This is a genomic window from Gilvimarinus polysaccharolyticus, assembly GCF_001187555.1.
GTDB classification, from domain to species: domain Bacteria; phylum Pseudomonadota; class Gammaproteobacteria; order Pseudomonadales; family Cellvibrionaceae; genus Gilvimarinus; species Gilvimarinus polysaccharolyticus.
Window position 1 is genome coordinate 1,884,978 of record NZ_LFIJ01000001.1, and the last position, 22,124, is coordinate 1,907,101.

Here is a 22,124-nt window from a genome sequence, read left to right on the forward strand (position 1 = left end):
TATTGTTTGAGGGCTTTGAGTTTCGAGGAGTTGGATACATTCTTTAAGATAGGTAAAATATTTTCGCTAAATCGTTATGAGACTGTATATCAGATTGACAGGAATTAGGCAACCCCTAAGCTGATGTCATCGAAGAAAAATCAAAGGACACTGACCATGATGAAATTTGTTCCTCTTATTATAACTTCTGTATTTCTCGTCGGCTGCGGCTCTGGATCCGGCTCTACAAATAGTGGCGGCTCCGGAGGTGGCAGCGAACGAGGCGATATTAATGATCGCCCCTTTGCTGCAAGTGATTCTGATTACACAATATCGATTATTGAATACAAGGGCGAAGATGTATTCCGTACTGAAATGCTCGCATTCAGCGGTTTCCCTATGGAAATATATTTACTTGGTGCGCAATCATTAGATTATGAGTTTTTTGAAATTCAAAGTGCTGAAGGGTGCGGTGGAGTTCGTAGGCTTAATCCGGAAGATGACAGTGGCTGGGAAACCATTAACAATGTTCCCGGCAACTGCACTGTTACGGTGAATTATCAATCAACACTTAAGACCGATTTTCCCCATCTCGTTAACACCGAAGTTAGCGGATACGGCGCGAGCGTTTCTCCCGCTTTGTTATCTGTACCTGATGGGGGGCAGGCGCATCTTTTTCTGAACATTCAAGATGGTTATGAGGCCGTCATGTCGGGTTGTGGTGGCCAAATGCTGACCGATCGCTACGTGATAGACTCAGTTGGCGAAGACTGTACAGTCCACACCACAGTAACACCAATATCGAGTCAGCTTGTTTCTATCACCACTTCGGCGATGCCTGGAGCTCGCATCAAGCCGGAGGTGGCAAACGTGAACGCGGGAGATATTGTACGGTTTAGTATCGATGAGGGTGTCGGCTTTGAGGTGACGGCAGCTGGCTGTGGTGGCACGCTAATTGATGGTATTTATCAGTTTACAGCAGCCGCTGATTGCACTGTAAGTGTGGAATCGTATCCCGAGCAGGATGTCCCAATCATTTTCATTGAGGCGACAGGCGGGGAGTCTGTGATGGTTGAGGTTCAAGTTAACAATGATGATGATTATTCCTATGTCCGGAGTGTGGTGCCCGAGGTAGCGCTTTTGGATAACATTTCTTTCGTTCGGGCCCAATTAAAGCGCCCGAACAAAGCAATCATTAGCTCGGCTACCGGCTGCTATTTTAACGAAGAAAGCTTGAGTTATATCTACGCAGGCCTAGAGCTGTACCGTAAAGGCGATGAACTTATAGTGGGAGAAGGCCCCGAAGAAGCGTTAGATCAGATTGAGACAGACTGCACATGGACGTTGAGCACAGAACCATCTAGCTATAGAAAGTTTGGCATTTCAAAGCTTGACGTCCAATTGCTAAACAACGAAGGCTATGATGGTTACCAAGATGAAAAATTTGCTTTTAACGGCACCGCTTCGCAGTTTATTGTCGATGAAGCAGGTTATGAATTTTATGGCGTAAGCGGTCCAGGAGACTGCACCGCTGAGCGCACTGAGAGTGTAGTAACTGTGTATCATGGTCAAAATTATTTTAAGGATGTTAATGACGTTGAGTATGGTGAACTTCCTGAGTTGTGCACCGCTGGCGTGTTAATGCACTCTAATGATTACGTAGGTCGCTGAAAAGAGCTGCTAACGTTTAAAGGTTCATCACTTACTCTTACGAAATAATAAATGTACACACTAAGCCGGGGCATCTGCTCCGGCTTTTTTGTATAAAATTTATACCAAAGCCCCTTTACAATCGCCCCCCTTTTGCTAAAATCAGAATTGCATAGTGGCCACTGCTACCAGTGGTACCTTTGTTAGAGCTTTCGTGACGCGGTAGCAAGCTCAGGGTTCATCCCGGCGTTCATATCAAGCCTTCGGGCTCAAATCAGTTGTACCAACCCAATGGGGAGAATCTTCCCGTTGGGGACAGATGTCTCCTCTTTTTTTGTTCCTAATTAGGAGAGAGACCATGTCTTACAACCAATCCAATGATAACCGTTACTTCAACCTTCACCTGGAAGGCTTCGCTAACTTGTACGATGCGCGAATGATTAATCCTAAGCAAGGACAATCATTTGAACCATTCTTGCAAGTCCGTGCAACTTTTCTGCAAGGTAAAGCTGATGATGCTCAGCCTATATTCGTTGACCTTAAAGTCACGGGTAAGAAGGCCAAGAAAATCATCGAGAAATTTCAACCTCAAATTGCTAATCGTGATATTAAGGTTAACGGCGTACTTAAAGCTGGCGATCTTCGTTTTACAATTGGTAATCCTAAAGCGCCTGGGCAAGAGCATCGAGTGTTCACTAGCGCTCGATTACTTTCAGTTAAGTACTTGAAAGTGGATGGCCAGCAGATTGAGCTGAGTCAGTTTGATGATGTTGATTCGAATGCAAATAGCGCTTATCAGCCTCAACAAGCTAATCCTACTACAAGCGCTATTGTGCCCGATCGCGTGACACTTGATCCGGCAGCGACTGACTTTGCACAGCGTAAAGCTGAACTGGTTGCTGCTGGCTATACATGGAATCGTGATGACAGTACATGGGTTGCACCTCAGGAGAATAAAACACTCGAAGCGCAAGCCAGTGTTAACTCTCAAAGTCGTGTGGTTAAGCTCGATAAAAATCAACCTGATTTTGACGCCCGTAAAACCGAGCTGAAGAGTCAAGGCTACAAGTGGGATAGAGAGCAGACAGCGTGGGTATTGCCTGCCGCTTGAAAGTCCGTCCCGATAAGAGTGGTTAAGGGCACCTGGCTGGCAGCATCGCTGTCAGTCCAGGTTGCCTGGATTTTTTATAGTGCTCTAACGCGCTGATACACCATTGTGGTGTGTTTGCGTTTTAGTGGGACCCGTGCTTAACGGGCTCCCTAATAGACTCACTGAGCCTATTAGGGAGCCCGTTGGGCCGACAACACTAAAGGAGTACATCATGAGCATTCACACAGCGGCTAAGCCATCATCTCAATCAAACCTTTACCCCAATCATGTTATCGCGATAGGGGTATGTATTACCCAACACGTATCAGGCGGGTTAGCTCGGTATGTGGTGAAGACTATCCAGGGTATACAGGTGTTCAGCGATTTCGATATGAAAGTACGAGCCCTGGATGTAATAACCACGCTGTTCGATATCGAGAAAGGCAATACCTTTCAACAGGAGGCGGCATAGCCGGCACTGCCGGCCATCTCCTTTGATTTCTTTGGTTTGACAATTTTGTTATCATTCTCCAGCCAGTAAGTTTGACCAGCTTAGTTGGTTTCCCAAAGTAGTTCTGATGAGAATATTTTGGCAAACCAGTTCTCCCGTCCCACTACGGATTTAGTGGACCTTAGCCGCAACTGCGGTTTGATTCAGTCGTACCGGTGAAATACTGTTCAAAGGTTCTGTTCTGCCCCACAGCCAGACCTTTTCCGGTTTACAGTCAGTCAAGTACCCTCCAACCGTCTTGACTGGTTGCTCTCAACAGACGACGTGAGAATCGTCTCATCCAATGTCAACCGAGGTCGCATCCGTGACCTCGGCCTATAATCGCTACTGGTAAGGCCTTTGTGATGAACATATCGGGTAACGGCGCCTGGTGTTTTTATCACAGAGGCCATGCCAGCTTGCCAGGTCAACGTATCGCGCCACGTATAGTCGCGAACCTTAGCACAAGCTTGTGCACTGATATTCAAGAGGTCCGTCACCCGACGGACCATTTAAGAGCCTTGATGCAGGGTTTTTAAGTGGTCTGATTGTGCTGCCGGCGAGCCTAAACGCCGACCTTTATAGCTGTTCGTGGATCTGATCAGGCAATGCCTGAAATAACAGTAACGTGATCCTTACCTTCAAATTTTATCACCCATTGGGGAATACTCCCCGTGGGGTGTTCCTCTATTTTTTTCAGGAGCACATCCATGGCCATTTCCCCAACGTTCAAAATAGGCTACTTCACTGTAGTTGAATTTCATAAAGACGGTGAATACCGCATTCGAGTAGCCGATGCCCGTACGGGCGAGAAAGTTACTTTTAATGCGCTATCTCTTCCTGATTATGACCAGCTCTTATCCGAGCTTGAGTCTGACCCATCAACTGGTTGCTTGACCAGCCTCGCCGAAACCTTTCGGGAGGCCGTGAATGGTTAACCTTCTTGATCTTCGTTATCTCATTGACTGTAAGCGAAAAGTCATTGATCTGGCACAGGATCCTGAGTATGCGTCGCAAATATTGGATTGGCTAAACACCAACCCAGATATGCGCGATGAACTCTCAGAGGTCTATGTGTTGGCGATAAAGACTATTGAGTCCCAGGAGAAGCCGTAAGGCTTTTTCTGGGACTCAATTCTGAGTATGGAGCACACTATGGATTTTCCACAAAGACACAACCTAGCGGCTCGTCATCGACACGCTATGAATCAACGGCCGAGACAGAAAGATCTTGAAACCACTACGCGTAATTTGTGGTATCGAGTCTATCGGTGCCGACGCGTGGCTTTTCAGGCCGGAATTTTGGAGCCATCGACTGATCTTGCTTTCTATCAAGGGAACGAGATAGGTTGGTTTGCTGCAAAATCACTTGAATCAAGAAGCCATTAATATTCAACGGCCGTCTAACAAAGCGGCCGTTGAATATCATTTCAAATTGGTATCGATCAAATGTTGCATTAATTTTTCTTCGGCTGTGTTGCCCGCAAAGCGTTCCATACTGGCGGTTTTAAATTTATCGAATTCATCCTGGCTGGAAAATCGCGCTCGATCACAGTCGGTAAGATCCTTTACGGCTTTCTTTTCTCGTAGCGTGAGGTGTAGCGGCACGGCATTCGCGGTGCCGGTTGGTACGGTTTTTAGCATTGGATTCAGCTCTTAGTATTTGACGCTCTTGAGTTTATCAGCAAATGTAGGTTTCTCAATATGAGACTGCATTTTCAGGGTTGTCGGTGTCCCGTTACGGTTCTATACTAACGACATACACTACACAGGGAGATTATTATGAGTGCTAATGATGATAATATTCATACCGAATCAAACACATTAAATACAGTGATTACAAATCTTTTAGATCGAGGTGTTATAAAGCCCTCGCAGGTTCAGGTATGGAGTTTTGTGGATCTTTATAATGCAGACCCTTCAACATTATCGCCAGACGATCGCCGCTCTCAGATCGAGTACAAAAACTCATCGCAGTGGGCTGAGCTCAGAAAGAAACATGGATTGCAGTGATGACACCGGATTCCACTCCACACAGCGAAGCGTTTATTACCAGTGTTAACTTCGACTTGGCGTTAAGAGGTCTATCGAGAGAAGCGCCAATCCACTGGACGTTTGAAGGGCTATGTAAAGCTCCTCCTACCGATTTGACGCCGACTGAACGCAGGCTACAGCTTATTTATCTTAATTCGCCAGATTTTAAAGATCAGCGTGAGAAACTCGATATTACTCATTGCTTGGTTCCTGGTGGCAACTACCTTTAGTTGCACCTTGAAATGCGGTTGTGATGCCTGAAATACCGCACCCTTACCGGGGCATCTTTTTTCAATAATTTTATTCCATTCAAGAATTTATCCCACCACGGGCACAATCTGCCCTTGGGGATAGGTTGCGCCCATCTATTGGAGCTCAATCTATGTCTATGTCTGTATTTAAGGTCGCTGACGCTGAAGGCACCTACACTGTTGATCAACCTGTTACCGAAGCCGACATCATTGAGATGGCAAGTTATATTGCCATTCATCGTGTAGTGGGCCTCGACCCGCTAACATCTCCAGATTTAACGCGACGGTATTTGCGAGCCAGAATGCTTCCATTGGAGCATGAAGTCTTCGCCGTCATTTTTCTTAACAGCCAGCACCGCGCAATTAAGTACGAAGAGGTGTTTAGAGGCACATTAGATTGCGCATCGGTATACCCGAGAGAGGTAGTAAAGCTAGCTCTTTCTCACAATGCCGCTGCTGTTATTTTAGCGCACAACCACCCATCAGGATGTGCAGAGCCAAGCCAGGCAGATCGACGTATCACTGAACGACTTACAGATGCTTTGGATCTGGTTGGCGTAAGGGTTTTAGACCATCTTGTAATAGGCGCTGAGGACACGGTGTCTTTTGCCGAACGCGGGCTAATTTAACGCTCAATAAATCTACCTAGAGGGTATCTTCCCTCGCGGGGATTCCTCTATTTTTATAGAGGTCATTCAATGAAACGAGCTATCACCGTTACTACTGGCTCAGAGGCAGATCGTATCCTAAAAAATACGACTGGTGCCCGGCGTTTTCCTTATTGTTCAGGAAAGTATGCCTGGCATGGAACGGCCAAGGATTACATCGGCCGATCGCTAAATGTGCCGGATGAGATCTTGTGCGTGTATGTTCAGCGTCGTGCTGACAATCATGGCGCCTACGCAAAATTTATGTGTATTACATCGGCATAAGTTTTATTTTTTAAGTCTTACTTAACCCCTGAGGGATTACCCTTAGGGGGAAATCTCTCCAAATTTTCTGGAGAAATTTATGAACGCTGCTACTGAATGCCTCAAAGAGAGGGTTGCAATATGAACATTTATACTTGCGCCTATCGTTACAAGAAAAAAGCATGGCTACAACTGCAATCTCTTGATGAAGTAGCTATTAAAGAGGCTGTTCAAAACTTTTTTGATAAGGGCTCTGATTATTGTGTCGGCACAATTAATTGCTCTGAACATACAGGCATCTTGCATCAGGATGACAGTCCATTTACGCCTTACATTCAATTTATTCAAGGATCTTCGGTGTTGGTAGGGGATATGCCTACTAATAGCAAGGGCGGCGAGCATCGTAGCTTCTATACGTCGCCAGAACATCTAGCTGAAGCGAAGGTGGAAATGACAAATAGAAAGCAAGGAATGGAGGAGCGAATAGATCGCTATTATGACCAGCTATGGGTCTGATAAGGTGTGACGATTTATTCAATCCGTAAGCATGTACTGCTCGGCTTATACGCAGACATGCGTGTTGCAGACGGACGTATAAATAATTGCCCCTCGATGAGGGGCACACCCTAAACGCATCACTAGGTGCTTTTAGGATGTGAATCACGGTGGCAACTACCTTTAGTTGCACCTTGATAGCGGTTCGTTTGCCTGAAAAACCGCACGGAAAACCGAGGCATATTCTGGGCGTTACGCCTACAACCCAACTGGGGGACACTTCCCCAGCGGGGGACGTCTCCCATTTTAGGAGGCTTTATGCAATCTAGCACAGCAGAAAACCAAGAGCAGCCAATTATGGCCAAGATGGCTTCTTCCAACGCCGAAAGAGCACGGATAATGCCAGATCTCTTTCCTCAATGTTTTATTGAAGTCGAGACAACAACCTTTAGTGTTGCTGACAGGATTTCAAAAAATTACAACGGAGGGTACTGGGAATTTTATCGCCTCACAAATGGTGGTTTTTTTATGGCGCCAAGCGTTACCGATCGCATGCAAGTATCAATACCCTTTGGTAATGATTTTTCGGGAGAGATGAGTGCGGAGGCATTCGGTATCACTGTTACCTTGTTTACGTATTGCTTTCTTGCTGAAAAATTTCCAAATTCGAGCTTAGCTGATCATTACAGTAAATTGTATGAGTTTATGACTGAGCACGCCGAAGCAAGTACGATTTGGCAAGCCATCGACTAAACGACCATTCGGTCATATCCAATTCACAGCCCTCAATGAGGGCTCATTTTAGGAATGCATTTATGGCTTACGATCGTTATAAAAAGTCGACAAACGTCCCGTTATTGATGCTTAACTAAGCATCAATAAACGCAAACCCTATCAACATCACAATCAGTGCCAATTGCAACCCACCCGCACGAACACAAATATTTCTATCTTTTTCTGAAAACATATTTGTTTTAAAAAACCAAAATGGATTTGTGTGTAGATATTTAGCATGCTCAGATTTCTCAAGACTTCCTAAAGCTTTCGACCAACAAGCAATATACATCATCACTACGATACCAAACACTAGCATATAAATTATTTTAATCATGTAACCACTTTCAATTCAGACCTGCCCCTTTTTTCAGCCTCTTCCGTGATAGAGGTGAATTTCTCAGCCTTGACTATCAGTTGCTCTTGAAATGCAAATGACGCCAGAGCAATGATAAGTAATAAAAGTATAATTTTTTTTCTATGTTTAAATACATTCACATTCATTACCACTATTCTTCATATTATTAATTCTTTCTAGAACCTGCTGACTGACTAGATCAGCATTTACCTCTGGATCAAGAAGCCTAAAGTTTTCTAATATATTTCGAATTATTCTCCATGGCACCCCTTTCCTTTCTTCAAGATGAGCATATTCATGGGCCAAGGTCTGAGGGAGGTACTCCAAATTCTCTGAATTAAATAATTCTGGTACTATATTGAAGTTATCAAACCATCTAGATGCCTCACCCAAAGCACCCAAGCCATCCATTAAGTTTTCATCAACACCAATTTGATTGTTATTTAACATACGAGTCAAATTCTCAGAACCTTGACTGTAGCCAGCGCATTTTAGCTTTTTAATTGCTTTTTCTATTTGATTGCGCTCATTTTCGTTCAGGTTCCTAGTCCTTTTAAGTAAGCCATTGGGATCAACCCAATTAACCGGACTCCCCAACACATACCCATACAGATTAGTATCCCCACCACCAAACCCTATCGGATCCCTAGCCGTCCAGCGCCCTATCACAGGGTCATAATCCCTAAAACCAAACCGCACCAAGCCGGTATCGGCATCATACAACCCACCCGCAAAACCAAACGGAATACTAAAGGTTGGGTTAGAATCCTCAATCACAACGCCATAACTATCATAGCGAATAGATTTAACCACAGCACCGCTAGCATTTGTGATGACCCTAGGCGAACCTAAATGATCGGTTTGAATAAAGTAACGTTGCCCGCCTTGTGTAAAACTTGTGGGTGTATGCCCCAACGTATGCTCAAAGCGTTGTTTGAGGTTACCCTGGCCATCGTAGGTGGCGAGCAAGGTGGTTAAGTCTTGCCATAGGTACTTCTCAGCGAGCACACCATCCACCAGTTTAGCCACACGATTACCCAGCGCGTTATGACGGTAGGCGATGCTTTTGGTTGGAGTATCGACTTGTTTTAGTCGCCCTACACTATCGTACACGTAGGTGGTTAGCTCGCTGTTCTCGCCATCTACTAACAGCTTTTCACTTAGGCGTGCATTACTGTCGTAAGAGTAGGTGACGTTACCCTGAGCTGCTAGCTGATCGCCTGTGTTGTGTGTAGCGGCTTGGTTGATTACCCCTAACTCGGTGCTGGTGCGTAAATTACGGTTGCCGTTGGCGTCATAACCATAAGCCTCCACAACGTCGCCATTTTTTTGCACCTCGGTTAAGCGGTTGCGAGCATCGTAGCCGTACACGTAGGTATCTTGTGTTCCACCGGACAGCATCTCGGTTTTTTGAATAATCTGGCCGGCATCGTTGTAGTCCATCGCCGTTGCTTACTCGGCGTAAACTTAAGACGTCAGAGAATAATTCCGCCCTCTTTTATTTCGACAATCAACAATCTTTCAACGACGGAGTTTCGGACAAGAACTTTTCTACTACCTCCCCTACATCCTCTCCTTCTAAGAAAGTATAGAGCAGCTCTCTTTTTTCCTTATTAACATCAAAATCAATAACTTTTTGATTATAATTACTATAAAAAACCAATGACCAATATAAAGATGAAATCATGTTCGACCGTGATTCTAATGCATAGCTTTCAGACTCCATTAGCACTTTAATTGCCCCAACATATCCTTCATTTGCCAGAGATTCTACATAATCAATATTTATTCCATAGTCTGATATTCTTGAAAGCCTATATTGATTATAAACCAATTCACTTTTAACAATACACTCATCGTCTATATTTTTTACACCATCAAGTATTTCGCCAATTAAATTTTTTGCTTGTATATTATTTATATCAAGTAATGAAACCGCACACCCGAATCTCTCGACAGGGTCTTCGGACTTGCAGCTTCCGTTCACCAATCCCATACACCTCTCATCACCCTCGTCGCAAATAGAAGTGTCAGAAGCGCCAACATAATCCGTGCTCCCCATCAAACATAGAAAAAATATTGTCCTTAAGTGATACATATTTAACCCCTCCTATTTACTTGGACTAAATGTTTGCCAACTACCAGGATTAGAATAATCGGCCTTCCCATTTTGATCCGTTGGATAAACGCCCATAATCGAACCATCGGAGCCTACCCAAACAAAATCTGTAGGTGCTGTCACATCAACCTTCAGTATATCTGCTAGCTGCTGAGCAATACCATTGGGGTCGCTCCCGGTACTACAAGAAACTAACCTTACAGACTGACCTTCAATCCAGCCTTTACGCCTCATCACATCAGCCAAATTACTGGCTGATCTTTCATATTTATAATGAATGATTTCGGTATTGCCGTGACCAAAAACCACATATTCCCCGGAAAAGTTACTTGTATCGAGCACCGTTCCAACTTTATGCTCCGTCATCAAAACATCGGTGCTCGTACTACCTGCATACGGAATATGCCTCCCTCCGTTCAAATCCGCCTGAAGCCCATTTAAATCGACAAACTGTATAGGATTATTTGAGACATATCCATAAAGATTAGTATCACCACCACCAAACCCAATGGGATCACGTGCTGTCCAACGCCCAATGTCCGGATCATAATCCCTAAACCCAAACCGTACCAAGCCTGTATCGGCATCATACAACCCACCCGCAAAACCAAACGGTATTTTAAAGGCTGGATTAGAATCCTCAATCACAACACCATAACTATCATAGCCAATAGATTTAATCACTGCGCCACTGTTATCGGTAACGACTCGCGGTGAACCCAAATGATCTGTCTGAATAAAGTAACGCTGCCCACCTTGCGTAAAGCTTGTGGGTGTATGCCCCAACGTATGCTCAAAGCGTTGTTTGAGGTTACCCTGGCCATCGTAGGTGGCGAGCAAGGTGGTTAGGTCTTGCCATAAATACTTCTCGACAAGCACACCATCCACTAACTTGGCCACACGGTTACCCAACGCATTGTGACGGTAGGTGATGCTTTTGTCTGGAGTGTCGACTTGCTTTAGTCGCCCTGCGCTGTCGTAAACGTAGGTGGTTAGCTCGCTGTTCTCGCCATCTACCATCAGCTTTTCACTTAGGCGTGCATTGCTGTCGAAAGAATAGGTGACGTTACCCTGAGTCTCTAGCTGATCGGCATTATTGTGAGTAGCCGTTTGGTTGATTACCCCTAACTCGGTGCTGGTGCGTAAATTACGGTTGCCGTTGGCGTCGTAGCCATACGACTCTACAACCGCGCCATTTTTTTGTACCTCGGTTAAGCGGTTGCGAGCATCGTAGCCGTACACGTAGGTATCTTGTGTTCCACCGGACAGCATCTCGGTTTTTTGAATAATCTGGCCGGCATCGTTGTAGTCCAGGTTGTAGGCATAGTTGGTGTTGCTGCCTTGGGTGTATTGAACATCATCCACCTCGCCATAGGGTGTCCAGCTGCGGCTCTGGCTCCAACTGCCGTTGTTAATATTTTCTGGCAAGCCATTTAATCCATTGTAGCTTAGCGTAAAGCCATGGATGCTCGTGACTAGGCCATCGTTATCGTAACCTATGGCGGTTGTATCACCGGCGTAGGTTAAGGTATCAACCGCAAAGTCAGCGTTGTAAGTATAATCAATAGCCGCATTGAGCTCGCCTTGATACCGCTTTTGGATGAGTAGCGTGCCGTCGTAGCTGTAATCTACCAGCTCCGTTCCGGTTTGCACCTCATCGAGCTGGTCGCCTAACTGGTAGCGGTATTCAGTGGTCGACTCGGGCCGTATTACTTGAAACAGCTTGCCTTGGCTGTACTCATAATCAATGGTGTTGCCCGAGGGAAGTGTTATTTTCTTTACCTGACCCTCGCCATTGTAAGTGTACTGCGTACTCTCAAACTCTGGCCTGTCTTGAGTTTTTACCTCGTTGATCTTGTTGTAGGCAAAATCGTGCTCCGCTAGCGTGGGAACGGTCACCTTAGTGGTATTACCGTTCTCGTCGTAGCTAAACTGGGTGGTATAGCTATCGTCATAGGTGATTTCCGATACACGCCCCATGACGTCATAGTCGTAAAAGGTCTCTCGATTATCGGGTGTTACGACTGATGAGAGTTTTCCACGCTTATTCACATCATCGTAATTATAGGTGGTAATACGGCTGGCAGACTCTACCTCCATTAAGCGACCGCGAGTATCGTACCGGTACAGTACGTCATTTAACCCAGGCACTACTGATCGGCTCAGCGTTAAACTTTCTGGATCAGTGTAGGACGTACTGGTACGGCCTTCGGGGGTAGTGACGTTTGTAACGCCGGTGTGCCCGTTTTTCACTAGCGTTGTCGACTTACCATTGAGCGTTGCAGTCAGGGTGTAAGTCAATGTATCGGCACCGTTTTCTGCATACTCTTTGTCAATCGCCCCAGTTCGTACAATACCGCTTGGTGTTGTCACGGTAACTTGGCTAGGCGTTGGCCTTAGAGTTTTAGTGTCCAGCTCGCTTGTAATCTGCGCCGTCATCCCATAAGCACTAACGGTTTCTGATAACTCGTCGGCACTTACTGTTATTGTACGTATAGCACCCGCCTTACTGGCGCTGGTCGTCTGAACGTCGCCATTAGCTAAGCTCTGTCTTGTAACCTCATATCGGTTATTCTCAGCCGTTAGATAGCCATACTGACTTGTACCCGTCGCAATACGATTATCGTAAACCTCCCAGAACCCTGAGGCTGGGTCCCACACCTCTTCAATCCGACCTAGGGTATCGTACTGACGCGTATAGGTATTATCTCTTCTATCTACTTTACTCGTTAGCAGCCCGCCTTCGCGATAGCTAAAGCTAAAGTGATTGCCGTCCTCATAACTAACTTCTTTTAGGTCGTTATTTTCGTCAAGGAGTAGCCACGTTGTTTCGCCATCGGGTGCGATAATACGATCTGGCACCCCTGAAAAGTCTCGCTCAATTTTGGTTTCGTTATTAAAACGGTCGGTTATGCTTATGACTTGGCCGGCATTGTTATAGCCGAATGTATTTAAGGTGACGCCACTGGCCATATCAATCGTCTTGGTGTGTTGACCTTTGTTATTAAAAATAAAGGGCGAGCGCGATGCACTGGCGTCTTCACGTACACAACGAACATTGTATGCGTCGAGCTTATCAAACCCCTGACTATTGTAAGAGATACTTTCGACAGCCCAAGCCTGCTCTTCATTCTGAATATTGGTTGTTGAGCTCCAATAAGGATTCCGATCAGGATGGCCTGGGCCCCATAGACCCGTAAAGCTTGTTTCATTTTCAAACACGTCATTCGGAAGTACGTAAAGTAACTCGTTGACGTTGGGAAGCCTCCAATTATCGTAACCAGCATGAATGGACGCTTCACAGTAATCAACGCTACCCTCCCAACCAAGAACGACTGAAGTATTATCGGATGAATCTTGCCACATCAATCCATTGTCTTGATCAATTACGACCTCTTTAGAGCTGTCACGCTGCAAACCACTCACTACCCTTATGTCCAGAGGCGTCCCGCGTACACAAACAGTTGGCACTTTTTTGCCATAGGTACTTAACGAGGACTGGTGCCATTTATTGAAAGCTTGCGCCATGCTGTAAACTCGGCTCCCTGACGTCCCACCAGATTTATCAATTGTATACCCTACCTCCTTGTTCGTCGGCAATCGCCAACCACTGTCTAGCGGTTCCGCATCATTCGCACAATAATCAGCAGCCTCTGATTTAGTCAGAGCAAGATAAGGATTAAAGGTGTTCTGCCACTCCAGCCCAGTTACATTATCAATCAGTACGTTCTCATCGCTGATTGAGTAGTCAACCGTATTACCACCCGCTTGGTAATAGCCATCATCGCCGTCAATATAGCTGAAAGTTTGCCCAGTTATCAGAATAAGCGAGGCCATGGGGACTTCCGTCACTGTGCCGTGACCAAGATACACTTTGCCTGATGGATCCAGTTCGTGAACATTAGAAAGCGACCAGCCCTCGGCCAATTGACGGTCAAAAGTGTTTTTTACGGTAATGCCGCTGCTCTGCCAAGCAACATAACGACTACGGCCCGGTACCTGTGTGGTTATATCGCTCACCGTGGCCCACGCTCTTGGGTATTCATTCAAGGCCATCTCATCGTTAGCAGCATTGCCTGGACTGGTATAGACCGTTTGGTACTCAAACCCAATACTGACCTTACCTCTTACAAGGCCGGAAATCTGACTGCCATCAACCGCTGTTCCATCCCAGATAAATTCAGCTTCGACATTAGATTCCGGCAAGAAGCGTTGCTCGTAAACTCTACCAGCGATTTCCAACTTGGCGATCATTGCCAGCAGTGTGGTAGGAACCTCACTGCCACTAACAGGTACTCGAATTTTATGTTTATATCCCTGTGTGCGCTGGCTGGCGTAATGTAAGGTTAAGTTAGTACCGGCAACGGGTATATCTTCATGAAAGGTCTGCTGAAATGCTTTTAAGTATGAACCAGTACAACAAGTGGCATTATTATCCGTACTTTGTTCTCCTGTCTCAACTTTAGCCTTTTCGGGTGACTTATCTTCAACTTGCCCTTGGTTCAAATCATACGCAGAAAAATGACTAACAGAAGCCCACCAGAGTGTCACTCCTGGGGAATAACCAATCAAGCCAACCGCTTCATCTGCTGTGCTACCGTTACCATTTAGATCGTCGGGCAGGCCATCACCGGTATAATCTAAGCCATCAATAGTGCCATCGCCGCTGGAGTCTAGCGTCATTACAACCACAGCGTTATCTTCAGCATCCCAAAAAGCTGTTCGGCGGTTGTAGTAGCCAACTGGTATTATTTCACCCACCTCAAAATTTAAAAAGTTATCAACAAAAACGCTCACATTTTTATCAAACATTACAACATCAGCGTAATGAGTGCCCTCTATATGAAAGTCTGATGCCCACGTAAAAGCGACCTCTTTGGGAAGCTCACCAGGCATTGACTCTGGCGTCTCAAAGTCGGTGGCACTTAGGTCAAATTCCTCTAGCGGTCTCAGCTCGCCATCAACCGACTGAATAGTGGCAGAACTAACGCCATTAAAAACCAGCGTTGTCTTTCGTTCACCGTGCTCATCGACAATAGGAGTTGACTGATGCACTTGAGTCAGCCCGCTTGTAAGGTCTATGTGTGTCATTTTGCTATCGCGCGGCAGCAAACTAACCTCATTTACTACGGCCCACTCTGAGCTCGCACCTATCAATGTGCGCTGCACCACCACGTAGCCTGACTTTTCATAGACAACAGTTTGCTCGCCAGCCGGACCTGTGAGGATAAAGCGCCCATCATTGTCGGTAACAACTGATCCGTAATTTTTTGCATCTAACAAGCTGACCTGCACGTCATGCAGCGGCACACCGTAACGATCTGTCACAACACCGGTGTAAACAGCCATTGCTTTGGGGTTAAACTTCGCCGTGGTGGAGCCTGCCTCAGTGAAGGAAAGCAACTCAGGCAGAGTCGCATTTCCGGCGAGATACGGCGCTACGATTTCAGCATTAGTACCAATAAAGGAGCTTACATTTACCGGGCTGCCAACCGTGACATACAAGCGATTTGATTCAATATCGCCAAACTGAGCATACACTTTTGCCGGGCCGGGTTGTAGAGCAGAAACGGAGCCCGCCTCTACCGACACAACCGATTGGTCGTTGCTGGTAAGCACACCAAGGCTTGTTAGATCTTGTTCAGTCCCATCATCATATTGCCCAATAATTGACACCGAACTCGACTGCCCCAGTGCCAAATGCATATTGCTGGGCTCCAAACGTAGCCCAGTCAACCCTTGAAGGACGGGGTCACCTTCGGGAAGGTCAATTGCATAAGGTATGCAGCCCTGCGCCTGACTTACATCAACAACCCCAATGCGAGACTGATCCCAGTTTGTGCCCTGATCGATCGTATTTAATCCTACAACTGAGCCGTAGGTCGCGGGAGAAGCTGAATCAGGGTCAAACAAGCCTTTCGAGACACTGAACCCGATGACACCTTCTGATGTTATCTCACCTTGATTTTCCTGCAACCCCGTCTGCAGTAAGTGATCTCTATGGCCCCACGCGTTCCCAGAGGACAGCCCAAAGTCAAGGAACCAATCTTTATCTGCGTAAATCCAATTATAAACAGCAAAAGCTATCGCATGGGAGTCTGCTATAGGTGACGTATTTCCATATAGCTGGAACAATGATTCCGACTTCGCAATATATAAATCAGCGTTACTTTGTATGTAAGTGTGATCGAACAACCGACTCGTCGGCGTTGAATCGAGATAGTAATGATCAATATCAATATTTGAATCCAGTATATAGTCAGTGTAATCCTGAATGACATCAACTACCGAGGCATCGTATCCCGCATGAGGCTTGATTCCTCGCGCGACACGTTCGGCATTAACCAGAAATAGACCTTTTTGCTGAAGGCTCATGGCATCCCAGTCGATTTGGCTTGGCATGACTAAATACTGGTGAATAGAGGGGTCTTTCATTCGAGCGAAGTTAAAAGCTCTTTGTATATCCTCAACATTCCCCGATTTCTCCCCCAACCATGGAATATTGTCCTCAGGGTAAATGTGATTGTAATCAACATCCTCCGCAACCGGTGCATAGGGACAAGCTGCAAAATCAGAAATGATTTCTGATACCTCTACGTCGATTATTTTTGTTACTGAGACGCCAAAACTAGAAGTAACTGTAAGCTCGATCTCGTGTTGGCCCGCTTCAACAAAATTTATAACGAGGTCATCACTATCGGACACAACCTCTCCATTGTACTGCCATAAGAAAGAGACGGTACCATTTGCCACGTAGCTATCCCCAGCGAACAAATCAACTTCTTTATATACCAATGAAGAGATTGAGTCCGGAGCTATAACAGTCGGCGTATGAGCCTCATCAAGCTCCACTACATCTATTAATATCAACTGGCTTTCTGACAGCCCCATATTTGTAGTGACTACCAGCTCTATTTCTTTAATTCCTAACGTTGAAAATTGATACTCTAAAATAGGAGAATGGGAAACGGTATTGCCGTTGTATATCCACTCGAAAGTTATGGTTCCCTCATCTACAAAGCTATTGCTAGCATCCACAGTCAGCAAGCGGTCTTCATAAACAGTTTGATTATCAATAACGATGATCTGTGGAGAATTTGCTATATTAATGACATAAGATTCAACGTACTCCTGTCCGTTATTATCTATAGCAATAAGATCATAAACATGCCTACCTACAGATAAGCCAACAAGAGTGACATCAACACCAGCTGACACTTCCTCACCAGTGAAATGGTCTACCCAGCGATAACTTACAAATTCTTCGCTATAAAAGAGACTATCTTGCGCCGAAATCTCTACATCCTCGCCCGAGACAGAAACCGGCATGTCGATTGCCCTGTCTCGCACACGATAAACTGCTCCGTGTAGACCTTTGGAGACATTCTCCCGTGAGCCATAAAGAAGGTCTACGGAAACAGCAGTACCCCCATCTATAGAGGTGGAGGTCCAGTACGGGCCTCGCATGGAGCCGAGGAAATAATTTCGGTCAATTGTAAGAGCCCATCCTTGCTGCATATACAGATCAAAGAGTTCGCCGTCATCGACACAACCTGAATCATTCGGGCCCCATTCGCTTGGGTCTCCAGACCTACAATATATTATTTCTGAAAACTCTTCGGCAGTCGGAACTCTCCATCTTCCATCCGTAACGCTTTGTAGCTCTGCCCATATCAAGGGTGTCTCGTCGCCCACGCACTCTGCACCATCCCATGATCTACCGTAAGCGCACTGCTCCCACTCCTTGCCAGTCCATCTATCCCAGACCACACCAGGTGAAACACTCATAAATCGATCTGGAACAGTTGATTCAAAGTACGCCGTAGTCGTTTCTTCTTGGCTCAGCCCACTAATTTCGCATGTTTCGTCTTGCCCATCGCACACACCATCCCAATGAGAAAACTCACTCCCAGCAGCGGCTTCAGCAGTCAATACTATTGGAGATTGCTCCCCAACCCAATAATTACAGGTGCCTGGGCAGTTAATTGCTTCAGGATACGATGTTACAAAACCAGATCCGTCTACATTTAACTTAAGCACATCTGGTCTTTGCAGAGGCCCCTTTACTAGAAGAGCATATCCCAAATCAGTGCGACTGTAGTACTCCCCCCCATCATTAAAGCTAACATAATCTGTATTGTAACCGCTTGATGTGTCCGCCAAATATAGCCCAGCATTTACATCCGGAAAAACTGTTGTATTAATTGTTGGCTTTGAAAACTCGCCTTCGCACTTCGGATTAAGAATAAAACCTGTATAGAATGGCCGCCAAAACCAACGATCCCCAGAGGAACAATATACTAACGTGTTCAACTCAAGTACCCGAGCAGCTCGCCAGTCGTTGGTTGGGTCTCCTATAGAGATATCATCATCAGACGAAATTTTTTGCTTTTCGCCAATGCATTCAGAGCCATTCCACTGATTGCCAAAGCTACATCTTTTCCACTGATAACCAGTCACCAAGTCAAGCACAACCCCGCCAGGCCTGGCCTCAAACCTATTATCGATAATGCCTGAGCCTCCAGATGGAATGAAGGTTGTTGTCGAACCCCCGGCACCGCCGATAGCTCTATATGGGCCATTTTTAGGTACGACGTAAATGAAGTACTCTTGCGCATTACTAAGGTCGTAGATCTCAGCAGGGGATGTCACGTTTTCAAATTTAACGACACCTTGCTCAACCCCAAACTCATAAATGTCTGTGAGGATATGATCCGATACAAAAATATCATAACTTTCAGCGTTCGGGACTTCATCCCAATAAACTAATGCCGATTGATCTCCGGGTAAAACTTCAATATTTTTGGCCCCGGATAATACAGGCCTTAGAATTACTTCTATTTCGCAGTCATCATAAATCGGTGATGTCCACCAGCCAAACCCATAACCTCTTGACCCCCTAAATGCCTCACAACCGACAACATCCTCAACCCAGAAACCACTTGGTGTTTCCAGTTCGAAAAATATACTACTGCCGCGCCTTACATCACTACTGGATGCAATTAATTGGACATCAGATGGGGTGACTGAAACGGCGTATGCTTCGTCATCAAGACTAGGGGTAAGGGGTATAATTTTAATTGTGTCTAGCTTTACATTCTCATCATGCAAAGTAACAAAAATAGTGTGATCGCCCTCATTTAAACTAACGGGGACCTCAAAGTTAATCCACTTATTTCGCCATGCGTTTGTAGATACGTCTATATCGTCGATTTCATTTTGTTCGTCATCCAACCCAAATGCTATACCGTAATCACCACTGGTCGACAACGCTTTCACTACTATAAGATAATCCCCTGAATTTTCAACGTTTATAGGATATTGCAATTTCGCGCTGTATTTTTTAACTCCCTCTAGGTATTCGGGTATATAACGAATAGACCAACCAGTTTCTGTCGATGGTGACTTTTCATGGTACACAGCATCGGCATCAAAATAGTTCTCAGCCGGAATAATATCGTTCACACTATACGGCCCCGAATACTCTGAACCTTTGAGAGCCTCAACCGTGAAGTTATCTATCGACCACCCAGCACTTCTGTTCGTCAAATTATATGGTTTTCCGCCTCTGTCCAGTGAGACTATTGATTCAATCAGGCTCCACTCTGAACTCGGGAACCAATCACCAACATCTGTATAAACCTCTGTACCATTATGTGCATCAAAAGCCATTTCAACGTATACCGAGCCATCACCTTCGACTTCCAACCCTTTTACCGTATATGAAACGCGATACTTATCAGTCGAAGGGGTCGTAAAATGATATCCGGTCCACCCCGGATAACTCACCATTGATAACGCCTCCGAGCCGCTTGCACTCTCATCTGCGATCAATTCCCCTCCAGAATTATAAAGATAGTTTTCCGCTTCAACGGTAAATAATGGCTCCTTCTCGTCAATTAAATACTCAGCGTCAATTTGGGGTTCGATTAACTCAAAGTCTATATAATTAAGCCTCCACCCTGTAGATATCGAATCGATATAGACGCTATATTCACCAGCGGGTAATACCACACTACGTTCCACTGTATCCCAATTTTCTATACCAGTTCCGTCTACATCAACAATCTCGAGTACGCCCGAGTAATCGTGAAATTTAAAATGATAACCAGCATACTCCGCCGCAACTCTGAAGCTTAGTTTATAATTCCCTGATTCGGGAATATCGATTAAGTATTGAGCCCTATCACCAGAATCGATATTTATGAGATCCATCCCTCCAAGCTCATCTGTGGTTGACGCGACCTGTAGACCGTTCTGGGCTGTATAATCTTCGGCTTCAATGCGAAAGCTCACTGATGAACTGCTACTGCTTGATACTGAAGAGTGTGAGCTTGAGGTCGAGCTTGAGGATGACTCTTCAAAGCTTGTCACCTCAAACCAGTTTAAATTCCAGCCGCCATGATCTATAAAAAATTCTAGCTCATTTTCGCCGGCATTAAGATCCACAATAAGCTCGACCTCCCCCCACGAACCCCACCCACCCGTTGAAGGAAAGCCAACAACGCCTAAAAGGTCATCTCCGCGCAATATTGTTAACCTACCTCCACCCGACGCAGAGACATATCGAAACTTCATGCTGTACAAGCCCGATTCTTCGACTTCAACCATGTATGATAAATAGTCACCTGGGTCAGTCCAGCTAACGATATTTGTTGGACCCTCGTCCCACGAGCTTTCAACCTCTACCCCCGCCATAGACGTAAAACTTTCCGCTTGCACACGTGAAACCACAGGGTTTTCAGAGCTAGAAGGCGCGGAAGAATTAGATGAAGCTACCGAGGAGCTAGATAAAGTGCTAGAGCTGGAGGATTGCTCAGAAGAAGATGCACTCGATGAGCTATCGTCATTCGGTGAAATCTCAAACCAATTTAAGTTCCACCCCCCTTGCTGAGGCATAATTATTAAATCAGTTTCCCCGGCTGGTAGCACTGCGGTTGATTGTATCTCCCCCCAACTACCCCAACCACCGGTTGAAGGCAGCTCTACCACATCGACCAAAGTGTCGCCAGCAAATAGGTGAATAATGCCACCACCCGCGTCAGACGCATAGCGGTAAGTAAAAGTGTGAAGCCCTTGAACATCGACATCCAATGAATAAATTAGATAATCACCTGGATCGATCCAAGAGGCAATTGTCGCAGTTGCTTCATCCCACGAGGGTTCAGTCTGGACACCAGACATCAAGGTATAATCTTCCGCCTCAACGTGAGTAACGCCATCGACTTGGATCAACTGCTGGCTTGATGAGCTTGATGAGCTTGCCTCACCTATTCTTTCAAGCTCGATCCAATTTAAATTCCACCAGCCTTGGTCTACGAACATCATTAAGCTTTGAGCACCAGCTTCAAGTGAAATTGTCGTTTCGCTCTCACCCCACGTTCCCCAGCCACCACTTGAGGGTAGCGTGGTCTGGGCGATTATCTTACCTTCTTGGAAGAATGACAGGGCACCACCAACACCGACATCTGAGGCATAACGGAAAGTAACTTGATATTCACCCGCCTGACTGACATCCAGGTCATAGGTGAGATAGTCACCTGGACTGATCCACGAAACAATTTCCGCTTCGCCATTATCCCATGACGTTTCTACCTGTACTCCAGCCATGCTTGAGTAGCTTTCCGCTTCAACCCTATAAAGGTCAGATGTCTGAGCGAACGCGAACGCCCCTAGCGATATTAATACGCCAAAGATAATTGATCGAAGAGCAAAAAAAGGGCGAAAAGGCAAACGGTGAGCCATGTACAGTTCCTTTGTATGTAACATCCCTTGCTGGAGTGCTTGAAGGGTTATATATAAACGATGACATAGATTGTAAAAAAGAGCAAATCCACTTTATCGCGGCTATGCGTACTAAATGATTCAAATAGTATTTGTCTGAAGCAGCATGTAAGAGCAACAATCAGCTCTTGTTGGATTAAGTGCCAAAATCAGAGCGCACACTTTTTTGTCATTACACACTCATAATTT

The 22,124-nt window shown here is 45.6% G+C and carries 15 protein-coding genes; 10 read left to right on the forward strand and 5 right to left on the reverse strand.

What is annotated here, in order from left to right; genetic code table 11:
- The first annotated feature begins 156 nt into the window (after positions 1–156).
- The 4 genes from GILYN3_RS08270 to GILYN3_RS08285 all read left to right on the forward strand — a co-directional run bounded on the left by GILYN3_RS08270 (position 157) and on the right by GILYN3_RS08285 (position 4,147).
- The gene (locus tag GILYN3_RS08270; RefSeq protein ID WP_049722405.1) at positions 157–1,650 is read left to right on the forward strand and encodes a hypothetical protein; all 1,494 of its coding nucleotides are present in this window, start codon (positions 157–159) and stop codon (positions 1,648–1,650) included.
- Between the two features lie 337 nt (positions 1,651–1,987).
- Positions 1,988–2,740, forward strand: coding sequence for a DUF3577 domain-containing protein (locus tag GILYN3_RS08275; protein WP_049722406.1), 753 nt, complete (start codon positions 1,988–1,990; stop codon positions 2,738–2,740).
- Between the two features lie 211 nt (positions 2,741–2,951).
- Complete coding sequence (locus tag GILYN3_RS08280; RefSeq protein ID WP_049722407.1) at positions 2,952–3,191, forward strand: hypothetical protein; 240 nt, start codon at positions 2,952–2,954, stop codon at positions 3,189–3,191.
- 728 nt (positions 3,192–3,919) lie between these two features.
- Entirely contained in the window at positions 3,920–4,147 is a 228-nt protein-coding gene (locus GILYN3_RS08285; RefSeq protein WP_049722408.1) for a hypothetical protein, read from the forward strand.
- Positions 4,148–4,634: 487 nt separating this feature from the next.
- Here the strand turns inward: GILYN3_RS08285 and GILYN3_RS08295 are convergent, their stop codons facing one another.
- Positions 4,635–4,853 (reverse strand): hypothetical protein, encoded by a 219-nt coding sequence (locus GILYN3_RS08295; RefSeq protein ID WP_049722410.1) that lies wholly within the window; start codon positions 4,851–4,853, stop codon positions 4,635–4,637.
- A gap of 138 nt (positions 4,854–4,991) precedes the next feature.
- On the opposite strand from GILYN3_RS08295, the gene GILYN3_RS08300 reads away from it, so the two are divergent.
- The 6 genes from GILYN3_RS08300 to GILYN3_RS08320 all read left to right on the forward strand — a co-directional run bounded on the left by GILYN3_RS08300 (position 4,992) and on the right by GILYN3_RS08320 (position 7,653).
- Positions 4,992–5,222, forward strand: coding sequence for a hypothetical protein (locus GILYN3_RS08300; protein ID WP_049722411.1), 231 nt, complete (start codon positions 4,992–4,994; stop codon positions 5,220–5,222).
- Positions 5,222–5,473 carry a hypothetical protein gene (locus GILYN3_RS08305; protein ID WP_049722412.1) on the forward strand — a complete coding sequence of 84 codons (252 nt, stop codon included), beginning with the start codon at positions 5,222–5,224 and terminating at the stop codon, positions 5,471–5,473. Before GILYN3_RS08300 ends, GILYN3_RS08305 begins: the two co-directional genes overlap by 1 nt.
- A gap of 152 nt (positions 5,474–5,625) precedes the next feature.
- Positions 5,626–6,123, forward strand: coding sequence for a RadC family protein (gene radC / locus GILYN3_RS08310; RefSeq protein WP_049722413.1), 498 nt, complete (start codon positions 5,626–5,628; stop codon positions 6,121–6,123).
- Between the two features lie 69 nt (positions 6,124–6,192).
- Positions 6,193–6,426, forward strand: a complete 234-nt coding sequence (locus GILYN3_RS17065; RefSeq protein ID WP_084005220.1) for a DUF987 family protein — start codon at positions 6,193–6,195, stop codon at positions 6,424–6,426.
- Between the two features lie 120 nt (positions 6,427–6,546).
- Complete coding sequence (locus tag GILYN3_RS08315) at positions 6,547–6,921, forward strand: hypothetical protein (RefSeq protein WP_049722414.1); 375 nt, start codon at positions 6,547–6,549, stop codon at positions 6,919–6,921.
- A 297-nt stretch (positions 6,922–7,218) separates the two neighbouring features.
- Positions 7,219–7,653, forward strand: a complete 435-nt coding sequence (locus GILYN3_RS08320) for an antirestriction protein (protein WP_049722415.1) — start codon at positions 7,219–7,221, stop codon at positions 7,651–7,653.
- Between the two features lie 115 nt (positions 7,654–7,768).
- On the opposite strand, the gene GILYN3_RS08325 is transcribed toward GILYN3_RS08320, so the two are convergent.
- The 4 genes from GILYN3_RS08325 to GILYN3_RS08340 all read right to left on the reverse strand — a co-directional run bounded on the left by GILYN3_RS08325 (position 7,769) and on the right by GILYN3_RS08340 (position 21,896).
- The gene (locus tag GILYN3_RS08325) at positions 7,769–8,011 is read right to left on the reverse strand and encodes a hypothetical protein (RefSeq protein ID WP_049722416.1); all 243 of its coding nucleotides are present in this window, start codon (positions 8,009–8,011) and stop codon (positions 7,769–7,771) included.
- Between the two features lie 147 nt (positions 8,012–8,158).
- Positions 8,159–9,475: an RHS repeat domain-containing protein gene (locus GILYN3_RS08330; RefSeq protein WP_049722417.1), complete on the reverse strand. Its 1,317-nt coding sequence runs from the start codon at positions 9,473–9,475 to the stop codon at positions 8,159–8,161.
- A 67-nt stretch (positions 9,476–9,542) separates the two neighbouring features.
- Entirely contained in the window at positions 9,543–10,028 is a 486-nt protein-coding gene (locus GILYN3_RS08335; RefSeq protein WP_157484882.1) for a hypothetical protein, read from the reverse strand.
- Between the two features lie 114 nt (positions 10,029–10,142).
- A complete protein-coding gene (locus GILYN3_RS08340) occupies positions 10,143–21,896 on the reverse strand; it encodes a carbohydrate-binding protein (protein WP_049722419.1) in 11,754 nt (3,917 codons plus the stop codon).
- Between the last annotated feature and the right edge of the window lie 228 nt (positions 21,897–22,124).